Raw genomic sequence first — 16400 nt, 5'->3', positions numbered from 1 at the left:
CGTAGAATTGGCACTCAGTCGAGTCGAGTGCCAGACGGGAGGAGCTGCGCATGGTGTCGGAACGCGGCCTGCAGGTCCTGCGCGCAATCGTGCAGGACTACGTCGACACGCGCGAGCCCGTCGGCAGCAAGGCGATCGTCGAGCGGCACGCGTTCGGAGTGTCGGCGGCGACCATCCGCAACGACATGGCCCTGCTCGAAGACGAAGACCTCATCGTCGCGCCGCACACCTCGTCGGGGCGCGTCCCCACAGACAAGGGCTACCGCGTCTTCGTCGACCACCTCGCCGAGCTGCGCCCGTTGTCGACGGCTCAGCGGAGCGCCATCACCTCGTTCCTCGACGAGGCGGGCGACCTCGACGACCTCCTCGCGCGCACGGTGCGGGCGCTCACGCAGCTGACCGGACAGGTCGCGATCGTGCAGTACCCCTCGTTCGCGCGCGCCAACGTCACCCACGTCGAACTCGTCGCCCTCGGCGGGCCGCGCGTGCTCGTCATCCTCGTCACCGATACCGGCCGGGTGTCGCAGCGCATCGCGCTCGTCGCCGCCGAGCCGGGGGAGAGCGACATCGCCCTGCTCCGCGCACGCGTGGGCGCGCTGCTCGTCGGGCGCAGCGTCGCCGACAGCTCTCAGCGGGTCACCGAGGCCCTCGCCGTCGGTCCGCGTCCCGGAGTCGTGCTCGACGCCGTCGCCGACGCCGTGCTGCGTGTCGTCGGGGAGGAGCTCGAGGGGTTCCGCCAGGACCGCCTCGTCATGGCCGGAGCGGCGACCCTCGCCAAGCGCGAACAGGACTTCCGCGGCAGCATCTACCCGCTGCTCGAGGCCATCGAGGAGCAGGTGACGCTGCTGCGTCTCATGAGTGAGATGGTCGCCGACGAGCAGGGACTGTCGGCCAGTATCGGGCGCGAGAACGAGCCGTTCGGCCTCGTCGAGGCGTCCGTCCTCGCGAGTCGCTATGACGGTTCCACCGGCGGTGCACGGGTGGGACTGCTGGGCCCCACGCGCATGGACTACTCCTCCAACTTCGCGGCGGTCCGCGCCGTCGCGCACTATCTGACCCGGATGCTCGAAGACGACGACAGTTCCCGCTGACGTCGGACGCTTGGAGCACTCCCCACGAGAACGACCCCGCGAGAGCGGGCAGGAAGGCGATTGTGGCTGACCACTACGAGGTCCTGGGCGTCGAACGCGACGCCAGCCCGGAAGACATCAAGAAGGCCTACCGGCGTCTCGCGCGCCAACTCCACCCCGATGTGAACCCCGGGGAGGACGCCTCCGAGAAGTTCAAGCTCGTGACCCACGCCTACGACGTGCTCAGCGACCCCGAACAGCGCCGCCGTTACGACATGGGCGGCGACCAGAGCCCGTTCGGCGGCGGGGGAGCGGCCGGCTTCGGCGGCTTCAGCGACATCTTCGAGACGTTCTTCGGCGGCGCGCAGGGCGGCGGCGGTGGTCGCGGTCCGCGACCGCGTTCGCGCCGGGAGCGCGGCCAGGATGCCCTCGTCCGCGTGACGCTGCAGCTCGGCGACGTCGTCTTCGGCACGCACCGCGACCTCGAGGTCGACACGGCCGTGCTGTGCGAGACCTGCCAGGGCGCGTGCACCCAGCCCGGGACGAGCGAGGTCACCTGCGACATCTGCCACGGCTCCGGCCACGTGCAGCGCACCGTGCGGAGCCTGCTCGGCAACGTCGTCACCAGCCAGCCCTGCACCGTGTGCCACGGCCACGGCACGACCATCCCGTACCCCTGCGGCACCTGCCAGGGCCAGGGGCGCGTCCGCGCGCGCCGCACCGTGTCGGTCGACATCCCCGCCGGTGTCGAGTCGGGCCTGCGTCTGCAGCTCCCCGGCTCGGGCGAGGTGGGTCCGGCGGGCGGCCCCAACGGCGACCTTTACCTCGAGATCACCGTCGAGGCGCACGACGCGTTCAGCCGCGAGGGCGACGACCTCGTCGCCACCCTCGAGGTGTCGATGCCCGACGCCATCCTCGGTGCAACGACCACGATCGAGTCGCTCGACGGCTCCGTCGACCTCGAGGTGCGCCCGGGCGTCCAGTCGGGCGACGTGCTGACGATCAAGGGCCGCGGGATCACGCCCCTGCGGGGCAGCCAGCGCGGCGACCTCAAGGTCGGCGTGCACGTGGTGACCCCCACGCGCCTGGACCACAAGGAGCGCGCCCTCATCGAGGAGTTCGCCAAGCGCACCAAGGCCCCCAAGCCGCGCCTGGCAGAGCACCAGCAGGGCATGTTCAGCAAGTTCCGCGACCGCTTCCGCCACTGAGCATGGCGCTGCACTTCGTCACCGACAACGCCGCCGACGCCCGCCCGGGGGATGCCGTGGCCTTGACCGGTGCGGAGGCGCACCACGCCGCGAGCGTGCGACGCGTGCGCGTCGACGAGACGGTGACGCTGGGCGATGGGCGCGGCGTCTGGCTCTCCGGGATCGTGACCGCCGTCGGGCCGAAGCAGGTCGACGTCCGCATCACGGGCCGCGAGGAGGTCGACGCGCCCGGGCCGCGCTTCGTGCTCGTGCAGGCGCTGGCCAAGGGCGACCGCGATGAACTCGCCGTCCAGGCGGCGACCGAACTCGGCGTCGATGCGATCGTGCCGTGGCAGGCGGCGCGGAGCGTCTCGCGGTGGGATGCCAAAGCCGACAAGGGGATCGCCCGGTGGCGCACGATCGTCCGCGAAGCGGCGAAGCAGGCGCATCGGGCCTGGATCCCTGAGGTCGAGGGCGTGGCGCGAACAGCCGACCTCGTGCATCTCGCCGAGACCTCGCTCGTGCTGGTGTTGGAGCCCTCGGCATCCGCCCGTCTCACCTCCGTCGGGGCGGATACCTCCGACGGACGCGACATCGTGCTCGTGGTGGGCCCCGAGGGCGGGATCGCGCCCGAGGAGCTGTCCGCGCTCGAAGCCGCCGGCGCGCGCCTCGTGCGTCTCGGCGACACGGTGCTGCGCACCTCGACCGCGGGAGCGGCGGCGATCTCGGTGCTGTCGGCGGCGCACGGGCGCTGGTGAACCGGCCCTTCCGTTCGGGGCGCATCCTCCCCGTCGGGGCGTGGAAGTGCGGCCCTGATCGGCGATATCCGCCCCGAAGCGCCCGCGGCCCGCGTCAGCATGCGGGCGACCTGATCCGCCCGCAGCCCGCGTCGGCGTACGGGCGACCTGATCCGCCCGCCCTCAGTGTCGGAGGCCCTCACTAGACTGGATGCCATGAGCGAACCGTCGATCTTCACACGCATCCTGCAGGGCGAGATCCCCGCCGAGATCGTGGCCGAGACCGAGAACGCCTTCGCGATCCGCGACATCGCCCCGCAGGCGCCGGTGCACCTGCTCGTCATCCCCAAGACGCAGCAGTACCGCAACGTCATCGAGCTCGCGGCCGGCGACCCCGCGCTGCTGACCGAGGTGATCGGTCTCGCCAACAGCGTCGCCGCCGAGCACGCCGACGGCGACTTCCGTCTGATCTTCAACACCGGCGCAGGCGCCGGCCAGACCGTCTTCCATGTACACGCCCACGTCCTCGCGGGTGGCCTGAACGAAAAGAGCCTGGGTGGCTGATTCCCCCGAAGAGACCGTCGTCGAGCAGATCGCCGTCGACGGTGTGGCCATGGTGCAGCTGCTCGGACCGCAGGATCGACTGCTGCGCGTCGTCGAGAAAGAGCATCCCGAGGTCGACGTGCACGTGCGCGGCAACGAGATCACCCTCTCCGGCGCGCCCGCGGCGGTCCGGGCCGCCCGCGGCCTGGTCGACGAACTGCTCTCGATGACGCGCTCGGGCCAGGGCCTCGACCCGGCGGACGTGTCGAGCTCGAACCGCATGCTCCGCAGCGACGGCGGGCCGCGCCCGTCCGAGGTGATGGGCGAGGCGATCCTGTCGTCGCGCGGCAAGGTCATCCGCCCCAAGACGGCGGGCCAGAGGGAGTACGTCGACGCGATCGACGAGAACACCATCGTGTTCGGCATCGGTCCGGCCGGTACCGGCAAGACCTACCTCGCCATGGCGAAGGCCGTCCAGGCGCTGCAGCGCAAAGAGGTCAACCGCATCATCCTCACGCGCCCCGCCGTTGAGGCGGGGGAGCGGCTCGGATTCCTGCCCGGAACCCTGACCGACAAGATCGACCCGTACCTGCGGCCGCTCTACGACGCGCTCAACGAGATGATGGACCCCGACATCGTGCCGAAGCTCATGGCGACGGGCACGATCGAGGTGGCCCCTCTGGCCTACATGCGCGGTCGCACGCTGAACGACTCCTTCGTCGTGCTCGACGAGGCGCAGAACACCACGCCCGAGCAGATGAAGATGTTCCTCACGCGCCTCGGCTTCGGCACGCGAATGGTGGTCACCGGCGACATCACCCAGGTCGACCTCCCGCAGGGGGCTTCGGGGTTGCGCCTGGTCACCCGTGTGCTCAGCGACATCGACGACATCCACTTCTCTCGCCTCACCAGCGACGACGTCGTGCGTCACTCCCTCGTCGGCCGCATCGTCGACGCCTACAGCGAGTACGACGAGAAGCGCCTGGCCGCGCGTCGCGAACGCGACGAGGCCTCCGAATTCGCCAACCGTGCGGAGCGACGCGGCCCCGGTGCCGCCGGTCCCCGCGATCACCTCCCGAGACGAAACCGCTCATGACGATCGAGATCAACAACGAGTCCGGCCACGAGGTCGACGAGCAGGTGCTGCTGCGCCTGATGGAGTACAACCTGGCGGAGCTGCACGTCAGCGCCGACGCCGACGTGGCGATCGTGCTCGTCGACGAAGGGGCCATGGAGTCGCTGCACGTGCAGTGGATGGACGAGCCCGGCCCCACCGACGTGCTCAGCTTCCCGATGGACGAGCTGCGCCCCGGTTCCGAAGACGCCCCCACCCCCGCGGGCCTCCTCGGCGACATCGTGCTCTGCCCCGCCGTGGCCGAGACCCAGGCCGTCGCCGCGAAGCACTCGACCCAGGACGAGCTCATCCTGCTCACCACGCACGGGCTGCTGCACCTGCTCGGGTTCGATCACGCCGAGCCCGACGAGGAGCGCGAGATGTTCGGCCTGCAGCGTGAGCTGATCACCGGCTTCCAGGCCGTCGAGCGCCAGCGTCGGGCATGACCGAAGCGCTCCTCCTCGTCGCCGCCTTCCTCCTCGTCGCCTTCGGCGGCCTGATGGCGGCCTCCGAGGCGGCGCTGGGCGTGACCTCGCGCACCGACCTCCTCGAGCTCGGCGCTTCGGGCCGCAACGCGCGTTCCCTGCGGCGCATCGCCGACGACACCAGCGCGCACAACACCGCGGTGGTGTTCATCCGCGTGCTCGCCGAGACGACCGCCGCCGTACTCGTCGCCGCCGCGTTCATGCTGATCTTCGACGACATCTGGCTGGCGGTGGCGTCTGCGGCCGTGCTCATGACGGGCATCTCGTTCGTCGCGGTGGGGGCGAGCCCCCGCTCGGTCGGTCGTCAGCACGCGCGGGGATTGCTGCGCGGGGTGGCTCCGGTCATCCGGGGCATGCGGATCCTGCTCGGACCCCTCGCGCACGGACTCGTCGCCGTCGGCAACCGGGTGACCCCCGGCGTGTCGCACTCCACGTCGTTCGCCTCCGAGGAGCAGCTGCTCAGCATCATCGACGAGGCGGCGGAGAACGAGCTCATCGAAGAAGACGACCGCGAGCTCATCCACTCGGTCTTCGACTTCACCGACCGGTACGTCCGCGAGGTCATGGTGCCGCGCACCGACATGGTGAGCGTGGATGCCGCGGCCACCTCCCGCGAGGCCCTCGCCCTGTTCCTCGAGAAGGGCGTGTCCCGGGTACCCCTCGCCGACGACGAGGCCGACGACGTCGTGGGCGTGCTGTACCTGAAGGACCTGGTCCAGTTCGGTTTCCGCGACGAAGTGGGGTGGCGCGACGCGCCGATCCGCCGTATCGCGCGTCCCGCCGTCTTCGTCCCCGAGTCGATGAAGGCCGAGACGCTGCTGCAGCAGATGAAGAAAGATGCCGTGCACGTCTGCCTCGTCGTCGACGAGTACGGCGGTGTCGCGGGCCTGGTCACCCTGGAGGATCTGATCGAGGAGCTCGTCGGCGAGATCGCCGACGAGTACGACGCCCCCTCCAACGAGGTGGTCGAACTTCCCGACGGCCGCTACCGGGTCAACGCCCGCCTCGGTCTCGACGAGGTCGGCGACCTGTTCGGCCTCGAGCTCGACGACGAGGACGTCGACTCGATCGGCGGTCTGCTCGGCAAGGCCCTCGGTCGCATCCCCCAGCCGGGCGCCACCGCCGAGCACTCCGGCCTCGTGATGACCGGAGGCGCATCGCGCGGCCGGAACCGGGGCATCGCCACCGTGATCGTCGAGCGCAGCGAGATCCCCGCCGACGACGACGCCGAGGCAGAGCCCTCGGCGCGTGAAAGGAACGACAGATGACCGACACCCGCTCCGGGTTCGTGACCTTCGTGGGCCGTCCCAACGTCGGCAAGTCCACCCTGACCAACGCCCTCGTCGGCGAGAAGGTCGCCATCACGAGCGAGAAGCCGCAGACGACGCGCCGCGCTATCCGCGGCATCGTCAACCGTCCCGGTGGTCAGCTCGTCGTCGTGGACACCCCCGGCATCCACCGCCCGCGCACCCTGCTCGGGCAGCGCCTGAACGACCTCGTCGAGCAGGTGCTCGGCGATGTGGACGTCATCGCGTTCTGCGCGCCGGCGACCGAGAAGGTCGGCCCCGGCGACCGGCGCATCGCGGAGTCGCTGTCGGGCTATCCGCGCGCGAAGAAGGTCGCCCTCGTCACGAAGACCGACGCCGCGACCCGCGACCAGATCACCGAACGCCTCGTCGAGGTCGACGCGCTGCGTGAAGACTGGGCCGCCGTCATCCCTCTGTCGGCCGTGACGAACGACCAGCTCGACGTGCTCAGCGACGAACTGCTCGCGCTCATGCCCGAGGGTCCTGCGCTGTACGCCGACGACGTCGTCACCGATGAGACGCTCGAGGACCGGATCGCCGAGATCATCCGCGAGGCCGCGCTGCACGGCGTGCGCGACGAGCTCCCGCACTCGATCGCCGTGACGGTCGATGACGTCGCCGCCCGCGAGGACAGCGACCTGACCGACGTCTACGCGAACATCGTCGTCGAGCGCGACAGCCAGAAGGCGATCATCATCGGCCGGAAGGGATCGCGCCTGGCCGACGTCGGGGCGCGCGCTCGCGCCGGCATCGAACCGCTCGTGGGCGGGCGCGTCTATCTGTCGCTGCACGTGCGGGTGGCGAAAGAATGGCAGCGCGACCCGAAGCAGCTCGGACGCCTCGGCTTCTGAGCGCCGGCGGCCGCGGACCCCATCAGCCCGACCGCGCCGTGCGCGCGATCGCAACGGAAGGTGCACGCATGGCGAAGAGGTGGACGGCCCCGGCTCCGGGGCCCATCGAGACGTGGAGCTTCGACGAGATCGAGGTGCCGGCACCCGGGCCGGGCGAGGTGACGATCCGCGTGCGCGCGGCCGGCATCAACCCCGCCGACGCCAAGCACGTCGCGACAGCGCGTCCGGGAGCATCCTTCCCCCTCCCGATCGGGTATGAGCTGTCGGGTGAGATCACCGCTGTCGGCCGCGACGCCCTCGGCGGTTCGGGTGAGCTCGCGGTCGGCGACGAGGTGGTGGCGTTCCGGGTGCAGGGTGCCTATACGACCGACATCACGGTGCCCGCGCGCGACGTGTTCGCCAAGCCCGCGAACCTCCCGCATCCCGAGGCGGCCAACCTTCTGCTCGCCGGGACCACCGCAGCCGAGATGATCCAGGTCACGCGCGTCGTGGAGGGCGAGACGGTGCTCCTGCACGCCGCGTCCGGAGCCGTCGGTGTGAGCCTGCTGCAGCAGGCCCGCGATCTCGGCGTGCGCGTCATCGGCACGGTCGGAGCGGATGCCGAGGACTCCGCCGAGCGGGTCCGCCGCTACGGCGGCATCCCCGTCGCGTACGGGGACGGCCTGCGCGATCGCGTCGAAGCCGCCGCCGACGGCGCCCCCATCGCCGCCGCCTGGGACGCGGCGGGCACCGACGAGGCCATCGACGTCTCGCTCGAGCTGGTCTCCGATCGCGACCGCGTCGTCACCATCGTCTCGCCCGACCGGGCGAAGGCCGACGGCTTCCTCTGGATCGCGGGAGCGCGTCCCGAGAGCACTCGCTTCCGCGACATCGCCCGCGCCCGGGTGCTCGAGCTCGCGGCATCCGGGGCCCTCGAGGTGCCGGTCGCGCGCACGTACCCGCTCGCCGAGGCCGTCGAGGCCGTGCGCTTGGTCATGACCGGACACCCCGGAGGCAAGGTCGCCCTGCTGCCGTGAGCGGCTCGCCGTTCGTGCTGCCGCCCGCGCCCGAGACCCTCGAAATCACGGGGGAGCGGGTGCGCCTGCGCCCCTTCGAGGAACGCGACCTCGAGGCCATGGCCCGCTACCGAGGCGACGCCGAGGTGTGCCGGTTCCTGCCGTTCGACCCTCAGTCGGCCGACGACATTCGTCGCCGCAACGGGCATCTGATGGGCCGCACCACGCTGGAGGGCGAGCGGGGCGGGGTGATGCTCGCCATCGAGAGCCTCGACGATGACGCCGTGATCGGCGACCTCGTCCTGTTCCACCTCGACGCCGAGGCCGGATCCGCCGAGATCGGCTGGGTCGTGAGCCCCTCGGCATCCGGGCGGGGACTCGCCACCGAGGCGGTGCGCGCCCTGATCGACACGGCGTTCGAGGTGTACGGGCTGCGGCGGCTGGTGGCGCAGATCGATCCCGACAACGTCCGCTCGGTCGCGCTGGCGGAGCGGCTCGGCATGCGTCGCGAGGCGCACTTCGTCGAGAGGGATTGGTTCAAGGGACGCTGGGGCGACCTGCTCGTCTACGCCGTGCTGGCCCGCGAGTGGCGATCCTCCAAGGGGTGACCGCAGCGGCTGCCGGGCTGCCGGTGGCCGGATGCCGCGTCACGAGGCTGCTACGATCGCACCATGCGCTTCGGTGGCCTGCTTCTTCTTAGCTGCCGCGACGAGTCCTCGTTCTAAGGGCCTTCCTCGTCGCGGAGATCGTCGTCGGCCCCACCGAACGAATCAAAAGAAGCGACACATCATGAAGAACAGCCAGAAGCCCACGTCCGCTCCGGTGCACAAGTACCGTCCCTTCCACGAGCAGATCCGGGTCGACCTGCCCGACCGCACCTGGCCGGCCAAGCGCATCGAGGCGGCGCCCCGCTGGTGCGCCGTCGACTTGCGCGACGGCAACCAGGCCCTCATCGACCCGATGAGCCCCGAGCGCAAGAGGGTCATGTTCGACCTGCTGGTGAAAATGGGCTACAAGGAGATCGAGGTCGGCTTCCCGAGCGCCAGCCAGACCGATTTCGACTTCGTCCGTCAGCTGATCGACGACGATCTCATCCCCGACGACGTCACCATCCAGGTTCTGACGCAGGCGCGTGAGCACCTGATCGCCCGCACGTACGAGGCGATCGCCGGCGCCAAGCAGGCCATCGTGCACCTCTACAACTCCACGAGCGTGCTGCAGCGCGAGGTCGTGTTCCGCACCGATGAGCAGGGCATCGTCGACATCGCCCTCGAGGGCGCGCGCCTGTGCAAGAAGTACGAGGCGACGATCCCCCAGACCGAGGTCTACTACGAGTACTCGCCCGAGAGCTACACCGGGACCGAGCTCGAATTCGCGCTGCGCATCTGCAACGACGTGCTGGAGGTCTTCCAGCCGACGCCCGAGCGCAAGGTCATCCTGAACCTGCCCGCCACCGTCGAGATGGCGACGCCCAACGTCTACGCCGACTCGATCGAGTGGATGTCCCGCCGCCTCAATCACCGCGAGAACGTCATCCTGTCGTTGCACCCGCACAACGACCGCGGCACCGCCGTGGCGGCCGCCGAACTCGGGTACATGGCCGGTGCCGACCGCATCGAGGGATGCTTGTTCGGCAACGGTGAGCGCACGGGCAACGTCGACCTGGTCGCGCTGGGCATCAACCTGCTGACGCAGGGCATCGACCCGCAGATCGACTTCAGCGACATCGACCAGGTCAAGCGCACCGTCGAGTACTGCAACCAGCTGCCCGTGCCCGAACGCAGCCCCTGGGCCGGCGATCTGGTCTTCACCGCCTTCAGCGGCTCGCATCAGGATGCCATCAAGAAGGGCTTCGAGGCGATGGAGGCCCGCGCTCAGGCCGAGGGCAAGAGCATCGACGAGATCGAGTGGGCGGTTCCGTACCTGCCCATCGATCCGAAGGACCTGGGCCGCTCGTACGAGGCCGTCATCCGCGTCAATTCGCAGTCGGGCAAGGGTGGCGTCGCCTACCTGTTGAAGGCGGACCACGCGATCGATCTGCCGCGCAAGCTCCAGATCGAGTTCTCCGGCGTCGTGCAAGCGCGTACCGACGCCGAGGGCGGTGAGGTCTCCAGCAACCAGATCTGGGACATCTTCACCGACGAATACCTGCCCTCGACGGTGGACGACCAGCGCTGGGGCCGCTTCGAGCTGCTCTCGACCCGCTCCTCGAGCGACATGTCGGGCGACGTGCACCTCGACGTCTCGCTGCGCGACGGCGAGTCCACCCACCCGGCCTCGGCCGTGGGCAACGGTCCGGTCGCCGCGTTCCTCGAGATCGTCCGGTCGCAGGGCTTCGACGTGACGCTCTACGACTACGTCGAGCACGCCCTGAGCTCCGGCGGCGACGCGCAGGCCGCGGCCTACGTCGAGCTGCAGGTCGACGACCAGCGCCTGTGGGGCGTGGGCATCGACGGTGACATCTCGACCGCGTCGCTGAAGGCGATCGTGTCGGGCGTGAACCGCGCGATCCGCACGCGCCAGGCCGCCGGCGCCCTGGCCGGCGTCTGACCCGACCGGAGAATCCGGCCGTGGCCTACGCCCACGGACACCACGAGAGCGTGCTGCGTTCCCACGCCGCACGGACCGTCGCCGATTCGGCGGCGTACCTGGTGTCTTCGCTGTCGCCCGGCGTCCGCATCCTCGATGTGGGCGCCGGGCCCGGCACCATCACCGTCGACCTCGCCGACCGGGTCTTCCCGGGAGAGGTCGTCGGGGTGGATGCCGCGTCGGACGTCGTCGAGGTGGCCCGAGCCGTCGCGGGGGAGCGCGCGAACGTGACCTTCCGGACGGGCGACGCTTACGCCCTCGACGTGCCCGACGCCTCGTTCGACATCGTGCACGCCCACCAGGTACTGCAACACCTCGAACGTCCGGTCGACGCCCTGCGGGAGTTCCGCCGCGTCGCCGGGCCCGACGGCCTGGTCGCGGTACGCGACGTCGATTACGGCGGTGTGATCTGGTATCCGCTCATCCCGGCCCTCGACGACTGGCTCGAGATCTACCACGGCGTGCACCGCGGGTCGTCGGGCGAGCCCGATGCGGGTCGACGGCTCACAGCGTGGGCGCGGGAGGCGGGGTTCAGTCGGATCGATGCGAGCGCGAGCGTCTGGGTGTTCGACACGCCCGACAAGCGCGCGTGGTGGGGCGGCATGTGGGCCGACCGCGTGCTCGCCTCGGCGTTCGCCGGGCACGCGAAACGGCTCGGCCTGGCCGACGACGCGCAGCTGCAGCGCATCTCCGACGCGTGGCGCGAGTGGGCCGAGCACCCCGACGGGTGGATCCTGCTGCCGCACGGCGAGGTGCTCGCCCGCGGGTGATCGGACGAGAGGGCGTTGATGCGAGGATGAGACGGTGATCCGCGTCGACGCCCTCTACCGCTACCCCGTGAAGGGCTTCACGCCCGAGAAGCGCGGGAGCCTGGTCATCCAGGACGACGGCCGCGTGCAGGGCGATCGCTCGCTCGTGTTCCGCTTCGCCGACGCCCTCGAGCCGGCGGATGCCACCTTCCCCAAGAGCCGCGGACTCGCGCTCATGACGTTCCCGACGTTGGCTCGCGTCGACCTGACCTTCGACGACGACGCCCGGACGCTGCGTCTCCGGGTCGACGACATCGATGTCACCGCCGATCTCAGCGACGAAGGCCGCGCCCGACTGAGCGAGGCGGTCACCGCCTACCTGCGGACGACGAGTGATGCGAAATCGCTCGAGGCCGACGGCATCCTGCCCCTGGGTCTTCTCGGCGACGGCCGCACCGCCCGCTTCCAGGACCGCCCGCGCGGCTTCGTCTCGCTGCACGGCGCCGCCTCGGTCGGCGACGTGGATGCCGCGGTGCGGGCGCCCGTCGACGATCGCCGCTTCCGCTCGAACATCGTCGTCGGCGGCGCCGCGCCGTGGGCCGAGCTCGAGTGGCGGGGCCGCGTGCGGATCGGGGAGGTGGAGTTCGAGGTGCAGAAGCCGATCGAGCGCTGCGCCGCGATCACTGCGAACCCCGACACCGGCGTGCGCGATGCGCGACTGCTGCGGGTGCTCACGACGGAGTTCGGTCAGGACGAGCCGACCCTCGGCATCCTGTTGCTGCCGGTCGCCGCGGGCGGCACTGTCCGCGTCGGCGATGAGGTCACGCCTCTCGCCTGAGCTCAGAAACCCCCGCGCGAGTCGCCAATATCTGTCGCTTCAGCGGGCGCTCGAGCGACGAATATTGGCGACTCACGCGTGAGGGCCCGCATCATTCGGCGCTGTCGGAGCGGACGATCGGGATGCCGGTGGTCTCGACCGCGACCTTACGGCGATAGAGCTTGCGCTGTTCCGGCAGGGACAGGTCGAAGATGACGGCGAGCACGCGGATCACGGTGGTCACCACCACGCCGATGACCGCCGCGAGCGGCAGGGGGACCCCGAACGCGGCCGTGACCGCCAGCACGACGCATCCGCCGCCCGCGGCGACGGCGTAGAGCGAGCCCACGTGCATAATCGCGACCGGAAGGCCCATCAGCACGTCGCGCAGGACGCTGCCGCCGGCCGCCGCCAGCACGCCGACGAAGATGGCGGGCACCGCGGGCATCCCGAGGGCGAGCGCCTTCGAGGTGCCGAACGCGCCGAACAGTCCGATCACGACCGCGTCGAGCATCACGATCGCGCGATTGAGCCGCTGGAAGATCCCCGACAACAGCATGCCGACGATCGAGGCGAGCGTGGCGGTGATGAGGTACCAGTTGCTCTGCAGCGTCGCCGGCGTGAGCCCCAGCAGCAGGTCGCGGATGAGGCCTCCGCCCATGCCGAGCAGGATGCCGATGATCGCCACCCCGAGCAGATCCAGGCGACGCTGGCCCTGGAATCCCGAGGCGAACAGCGCGCCCTGGACGCCGCCGAGCGCGACGGCGGTGAGATCCGCCCACAGGGGGATGACGAAGGTCGGCGTGTCCACGGCATCCATTCTCCCGTTCCTCGTGGACCCGACGCGCGCGCCGCGCAGGCCGCTCACGGGTGGGCGGACGGATAATGGACTGTGCCCACCTACCGCGACGAAGTCGTGGTCCTGCGTACCCACAAACTGGGGGAGGCGGACCGCATCCTCACCCTCCTCAGCCGCCGCAACGGCAAGATCCGCGCGGTCGCGAAGGGCGTGCGGCGCACGTCGTCGAAGTTCGGGTCGCGCCTCGAGCCTTTCATGGTGGCCGACGTGCAGCTGTTCAAGGGCCGCAACCTCGACATCGTCCAGCAGGCCGAGTCGCTCGGCTCGTACGGCGCCGACATCGTCGTGAACTACGACCGCTACACCACCGCCAGCGCGATGGTAGAGACCGCCGACCGTCTCAACGAGGCCGAGGCGACGCCGCAGCAGTACCTGCTGCTGGTCGGGGGTCTGCGCTCCCTGGCGCGCGGCGACCACTCCGAGCGCAGCGTGCTGGACTCCTATCTGCTGCGCGCCATGGCGCTTTCGGGCTGGGCGCCGGGCTTGACCGAGTGCGCGCGGTGCGGCACGGTCGGCGACCACGACTATTTCCTCGCGCAGCTCGGTGGAGTGGTCTGCTCCACGTGCGCGCCCGCGGGCTCGCCGCGCGTCGCCCGCGACACCGTCGACATGCTCCGCGCGCTCATGGCGGGGGAGTGGGACACCATCGACACCGCGCCCGGCCGCACGGTGGCCGCGGCGTCGGGTCTCGTGGCCGCGTACGCGCAGTTCCACCTGGAGCGCGGCATTCGTTCCCTCTCGCACCTGGAGTCGCATCGATGACACCCAAGCCGTTCACGCACCGCGACGCCGTGCCGTACCGCCCCCTCGACTGGACCGCCGAGTACCCGCCGGCCTACCCCAAGGGGGCCGTGCCCGAGCACGTCGCGATCGTCATGGACGGCAACGGACGCTGGGCCAACCGACAGGGGCTCACGCGCGTCGAGGGACACCGGGCGGGGGAGGCGGCGCTGCTCGACGTCGTCGCGGGAGCGATCCAGGCGGGCGTGAAGCACCTGTCGGTCTACGCCTTCTCGACCGAGAACTGGTCGCGCTCTCCCGACGAGGTGCGCTTCCTCATGGGCTTCAACCGCGAAGTGCTGCACCGCCGCCGCGACCAGTTGAATGAGTGGGGCGTGCGCATCCGGTGGTCGGGACGCAAGCCCCGCCTGTGGGGCTCGGTGATCAAGGAGCTCCAGCACGCCGAACGCCTCACCGAGGGCAACTCGACGCTGACGCTGACGATGTGCGTCAACTACGGCGGGCGCGTGGAGATCGTGGATGCCATGCGCCGCATCGGCGACGACATCGCCGCCGGCAGGCTCAAGCCGTCGGCGGTGACCGAGAAGCTGATCCGCAAGAACCTGTACCAGCCCGACATGCCCGACGTCGACCTCTTCGTGCGCTCGAGCGGCGAGCAGCGCACCTCGAACTTCCTGCTGTGGGAGTCGGCGTACGCCGAGATGGTGTTCCTCGACACGCTGTGGCCCGACTTCCGGCGCACCCACCTCTGGGATGCCATCGGGTTGTACCTCTCGCGCGATCGCCGTTTCGGCGGGGCTGTCGACGCGCCGACCGCCTGAGCCGCCGATCGACTAACGCGACAGCTCGGCCCGCAGGGACGCCGCGGCCTCCAGGGCCACGCGCCGCATGGCCTCGCGCGTCTGTCCGCCGATGTGCGGGGTGACGAGCACGTTCGCCCGACCGCGCAGCGGGTGATCGGCGGGCATCGGCTCCACTTCCGAGACGTCGAGCCCCGCCCCGCCGATCTCCCCGGCGTCGAGCGCCGCGGCAAGCGCCTCTTCGTCGACGACCCCGCCGCGGGAGGTGTTCACCACCACCGCGTGCGGACGCATGCGGCGGAACTGCGCGGCGCCGAGCAGTCCCCCCGTGCCGGCGACGAGGGGCACATGCACGCTGACCGCGTCGGCCTCCGCGAGGAGGTCATCGAGCGCGCGCGGTTCGGCGCCGTCGGCGCGGACGTCGTCGTCGGGCACGGCCGGATCGAACGCGAGGACGCGCATATCGAACCCGCCCCGGGCGATGCGGGCGACGCGGCGCGCGATGCGGCCGTAGCCGATGAGCCCGAGCGTCGAGCCGCTCAGCTCGCCCCCGACGAGCGCGGCGCGGTCGGCCGTCCCGGCGGCTGCGGCACCGACGCCGCGCCGTACCGCCATCAGCAGCGCGATCGCGTGCTCGGCGACCGAGAGGACGTTGGCCTCGGGCGTCGTCGTGATCCGGATGCCGTGCTCCCGGGCGAACACGGTGTCGACGGTGTCGGTCCCCACGCCGTGCCGCGCGACGATGCGCAGCCGCGGCATCCGGCGCAGCTGTTCGGCATCCAACCGAGCGGTCCGCAGGAGGACGCCCTGCGCGAGCGGCGCGATCTCGGCCTCGGTCGTGGCATCCGCTCCCCAGCCCCGGCGGACGTCCGCCCACGTCTCGAGGTCGGCGACCGCGTCGGCGTGCACCTCGCGGGGGATCCAGACGAGCGGGCGGTTCGAGGGCGCGTCAGACACGGGGCACCAGGGCGCGGTTGGCGGAGCGACGTTCGGCCTCGCCGCGCACGAGAGCGTCGGCGGCGGCGGTGACCTCGGCGATGCGCGCGCGGGGCACGACCGCGACGCCGTCCGCGTCGCCGATGATCCAATCACCCGGAGCCACGGGCACGCCGCCGAGGGTGACGACGCCACCCAGGCGGTAGGGGCCCGTCTTCCACGGTCCCGCGGGCGTCACGGCGCGGGCGAAGACCGGCACGCCCACCTCGCGCAGCTCGATCGCGTCGCGGGCGGCCCCGTCGAGCACGATGCCGGCGACGCCGAGTGCTTTGGCCTTCTCGGCGACGAGTTCGCCGATGAGTGCGCGGGTGTCGTCCGCTCCGCCGTCCACGACGAGGATCTCGCCCGCGCGGATCTGCTCGAACGCCGCGTGAACGCCCTTGTTGTCTCCGGGGCGGGTGAGGACCGTCGCCGCGGGCCCCGACACGACCGCGCCCTCCCACAGCGGCGACAGGCCGCGGGCCACGCCGAAGCGCTCCATCGCATCGCCGACGGTCGCGGCGGCATAGGCGCCGGGCGGCGGGTAGGTCGTGCTCTCGGGGATCGTGCTCGTCATCGGG

The 16400-nt window shown here is 70.9% G+C and carries 18 protein-coding genes; 15 read left to right on the top strand and 3 right to left on the bottom strand.

The window, feature by feature from the left end; genetic code table 11:
- The first annotated feature begins 50 nt into the window (after positions 1-50).
- The 13 genes from hrcA (at position 51) to B0B15_RS10275 (ending at position 12465) form a co-directional block, all read left to right on the top strand.
- A complete protein-coding gene (gene hrcA, locus B0B15_RS10335; protein ID WP_076675780.1) occupies positions 51-1091 on the top strand; it encodes a heat-inducible transcriptional repressor HrcA in 1041 nt (346 codons plus the stop codon).
- 62 nt (positions 1092-1153) lie between these two features.
- Positions 1154-2278 carry a molecular chaperone DnaJ gene (gene dnaJ / locus B0B15_RS10330; protein ID WP_076675778.1) on the top strand — a complete coding sequence of 375 codons (1125 nt, stop codon included), beginning with the start codon at positions 1154-1156 and terminating at the stop codon, positions 2276-2278.
- Positions 2279-2280: 2 nt separating this feature from the next.
- Positions 2281-3015: a 16S rRNA (uracil(1498)-N(3))-methyltransferase gene (locus B0B15_RS10325; protein WP_076675776.1), complete on the top strand. Its 735-nt coding sequence runs from the start codon at positions 2281-2283 to the stop codon at positions 3013-3015.
- A gap of 195 nt (positions 3016-3210) precedes the next feature.
- On the top strand, positions 3211-3558 hold the full coding sequence (locus B0B15_RS10320) for an HIT domain-containing protein (protein ID WP_076675775.1): 348 nt from the start codon (positions 3211-3213) through the stop codon (positions 3556-3558).
- Positions 3559-3607: 49 nt separating this feature from the next.
- On the top strand, positions 3608-4633 hold the full coding sequence (locus B0B15_RS10315; RefSeq protein WP_256334291.1) for a PhoH family protein: 1026 nt from the start codon (positions 3608-3610) through the stop codon (positions 4631-4633).
- Positions 4630-5097, top strand: a complete 468-nt coding sequence (gene ybeY, locus B0B15_RS10310; RefSeq protein ID WP_076675771.1) for an rRNA maturation RNase YbeY — start codon at positions 4630-4632, stop codon at positions 5095-5097. Before B0B15_RS10315 ends, ybeY begins: the two co-directional genes overlap by 4 nt.
- Entirely contained in the window at positions 5094-6404 is a 1311-nt protein-coding gene (locus tag B0B15_RS10305; protein WP_076675769.1) for a hemolysin family protein, read from the top strand. Before ybeY ends, B0B15_RS10305 begins: the two co-directional genes overlap by 4 nt.
- Positions 6401-7294 (top strand): GTPase Era, encoded by an 894-nt coding sequence (era, locus tag B0B15_RS10300; RefSeq protein ID WP_076675767.1) that lies wholly within the window; start codon positions 6401-6403, stop codon positions 7292-7294. The genes B0B15_RS10305 and era overlap by 4 nt, the downstream gene beginning before the upstream one ends.
- 68 nt (positions 7295-7362) lie before the next feature.
- Positions 7363-8310 (top strand): NADP-dependent oxidoreductase, encoded by a 948-nt coding sequence (locus B0B15_RS10295; RefSeq protein WP_076675765.1) that lies wholly within the window; start codon positions 7363-7365, stop codon positions 8308-8310.
- A complete protein-coding gene (locus B0B15_RS10290; RefSeq protein WP_076675763.1) occupies positions 8307-8897 on the top strand; it encodes a GNAT family N-acetyltransferase in 591 nt (196 codons plus the stop codon). The genes B0B15_RS10295 and B0B15_RS10290 overlap by 4 nt, the downstream gene beginning before the upstream one ends.
- Before the next feature lie 181 nt (positions 8898-9078).
- Positions 9079-10839: a 2-isopropylmalate synthase gene (leuA, locus tag B0B15_RS10285; protein WP_076675761.1), complete on the top strand. Its 1761-nt coding sequence runs from the start codon at positions 9079-9081 to the stop codon at positions 10837-10839.
- Between the two features lie 20 nt (positions 10840-10859).
- A complete protein-coding gene (locus B0B15_RS10280; protein ID WP_083708978.1) occupies positions 10860-11648 on the top strand; it encodes a methyltransferase domain-containing protein in 789 nt (262 codons plus the stop codon).
- Between the two features lie 34 nt (positions 11649-11682).
- The gene (locus tag B0B15_RS10275) at positions 11683-12465 is read left to right on the top strand and encodes an MOSC domain-containing protein (protein WP_076675757.1); all 783 of its coding nucleotides are present in this window, start codon (positions 11683-11685) and stop codon (positions 12463-12465) included.
- A gap of 91 nt (positions 12466-12556) precedes the next feature.
- On the opposite strand, the gene B0B15_RS10270 is transcribed toward B0B15_RS10275, so the two are convergent.
- Positions 12557-13264 carry a trimeric intracellular cation channel family protein gene (locus B0B15_RS10270; protein ID WP_076675755.1) on the bottom strand — a complete coding sequence of 236 codons (708 nt, stop codon included), beginning with the start codon at positions 13262-13264 and terminating at the stop codon, positions 12557-12559.
- A gap of 72 nt (positions 13265-13336) precedes the next feature.
- On the opposite strand from B0B15_RS10270, the gene recO reads away from it, so the two are divergent.
- Together recO and B0B15_RS10260 are read left to right on the top strand one after the other, a co-directional pair.
- Positions 13337-14065, top strand: a complete 729-nt coding sequence (gene recO, locus B0B15_RS10265) for a DNA repair protein RecO (protein WP_076675753.1) — start codon at positions 13337-13339, stop codon at positions 14063-14065.
- Positions 14062-14865 carry an isoprenyl transferase gene (locus B0B15_RS10260; protein ID WP_076675752.1) on the top strand — a complete coding sequence of 268 codons (804 nt, stop codon included), beginning with the start codon at positions 14062-14064 and terminating at the stop codon, positions 14863-14865. The genes recO and B0B15_RS10260 overlap by 4 nt, the downstream gene beginning before the upstream one ends.
- 12 nt (positions 14866-14877) lie before the next feature.
- Here B0B15_RS10260 and B0B15_RS10255 read toward each other — a convergent pair whose 3' ends face one another.
- Both B0B15_RS10255 and B0B15_RS10250 read right to left on the bottom strand, forming a co-directional pair.
- Positions 14878-15801 (bottom strand): NAD(P)-dependent oxidoreductase, encoded by a 924-nt coding sequence (locus B0B15_RS10255; protein ID WP_076675750.1) that lies wholly within the window; start codon positions 15799-15801, stop codon positions 14878-14880.
- On the bottom strand, positions 15794-16396 hold the full coding sequence (locus tag B0B15_RS10250) for an RraA family protein (RefSeq protein ID WP_076675748.1): 603 nt from the start codon (positions 16394-16396) through the stop codon (positions 15794-15796). The genes B0B15_RS10255 and B0B15_RS10250 overlap by 8 nt, the downstream gene beginning before the upstream one ends.
- Positions 16397-16400 lie beyond the last annotated feature (4 nt).

The sequence above is a fragment of the Microbacterium sp. RU1D genome, from assembly GCF_900156435.1.
Classification (GTDB): domain Bacteria; phylum Actinomycetota; class Actinomycetes; order Actinomycetales; family Microbacteriaceae; genus Microbacterium.
This window is presented reverse-complemented; position numbering and strand designations above follow the sequence as displayed.

Bases quoted from the DNA above. Each gene is read 5' to 3' on its own strand.
- hrcA (WP_076675780.1), top strand. From the start codon at position 51: ATGGTGTCGGAACGCGGCCTGCAGGTCCTGCGCGCAATCGTGCAGGAC.
- B0B15_RS10325 (WP_076675776.1), top strand. From the start codon at position 2,281: ATGGCGCTGCACTTCGTCACCGACAACGCCGCCGACGCCCGCCCGGGG.
- B0B15_RS10320 (WP_076675775.1), top strand. From the start codon at position 3,211: ATGAGCGAACCGTCGATCTTCACACGCATCCTGCAGGGCGAGATCCCC.
- B0B15_RS10315 (WP_256334291.1), top strand. From the start codon at position 3,608: ATGGTGCAGCTGCTCGGACCGCAGGATCGACTGCTGCGCGTCGTCGAG.
- ybeY (WP_076675771.1), top strand. From the start codon at position 4,630: ATGACGATCGAGATCAACAACGAGTCCGGCCACGAGGTCGACGAGCAG.
- B0B15_RS10305 (WP_076675769.1), top strand. From the start codon at position 5,094: ATGACCGAAGCGCTCCTCCTCGTCGCCGCCTTCCTCCTCGTCGCCTTC.
- era (WP_076675767.1), top strand. From the start codon at position 6,401: ATGACCGACACCCGCTCCGGGTTCGTGACCTTCGTGGGCCGTCCCAAC.
- B0B15_RS10295 (WP_076675765.1), top strand. From the start codon at position 7,363: ATGGCGAAGAGGTGGACGGCCCCGGCTCCGGGGCCCATCGAGACGTGG.
- leuA (WP_076675761.1), top strand. From the start codon at position 9,079: ATGAAGAACAGCCAGAAGCCCACGTCCGCTCCGGTGCACAAGTACCGT.
- B0B15_RS10270 (WP_076675755.1), bottom strand. From the start codon at position 13,264: ATGGATGCCGTGGACACGCCGACCTTCGTCATCCCCCTGTGGGCGGAT.
- B0B15_RS10260 (WP_076675752.1), top strand. From the start codon at position 14,062: ATGACACCCAAGCCGTTCACGCACCGCGACGCCGTGCCGTACCGCCCC.
- B0B15_RS10250 (WP_076675748.1), bottom strand. From the start codon at position 16,396: ATGACGAGCACGATCCCCGAGAGCACGACCTACCCGCCGCCCGGCGCC.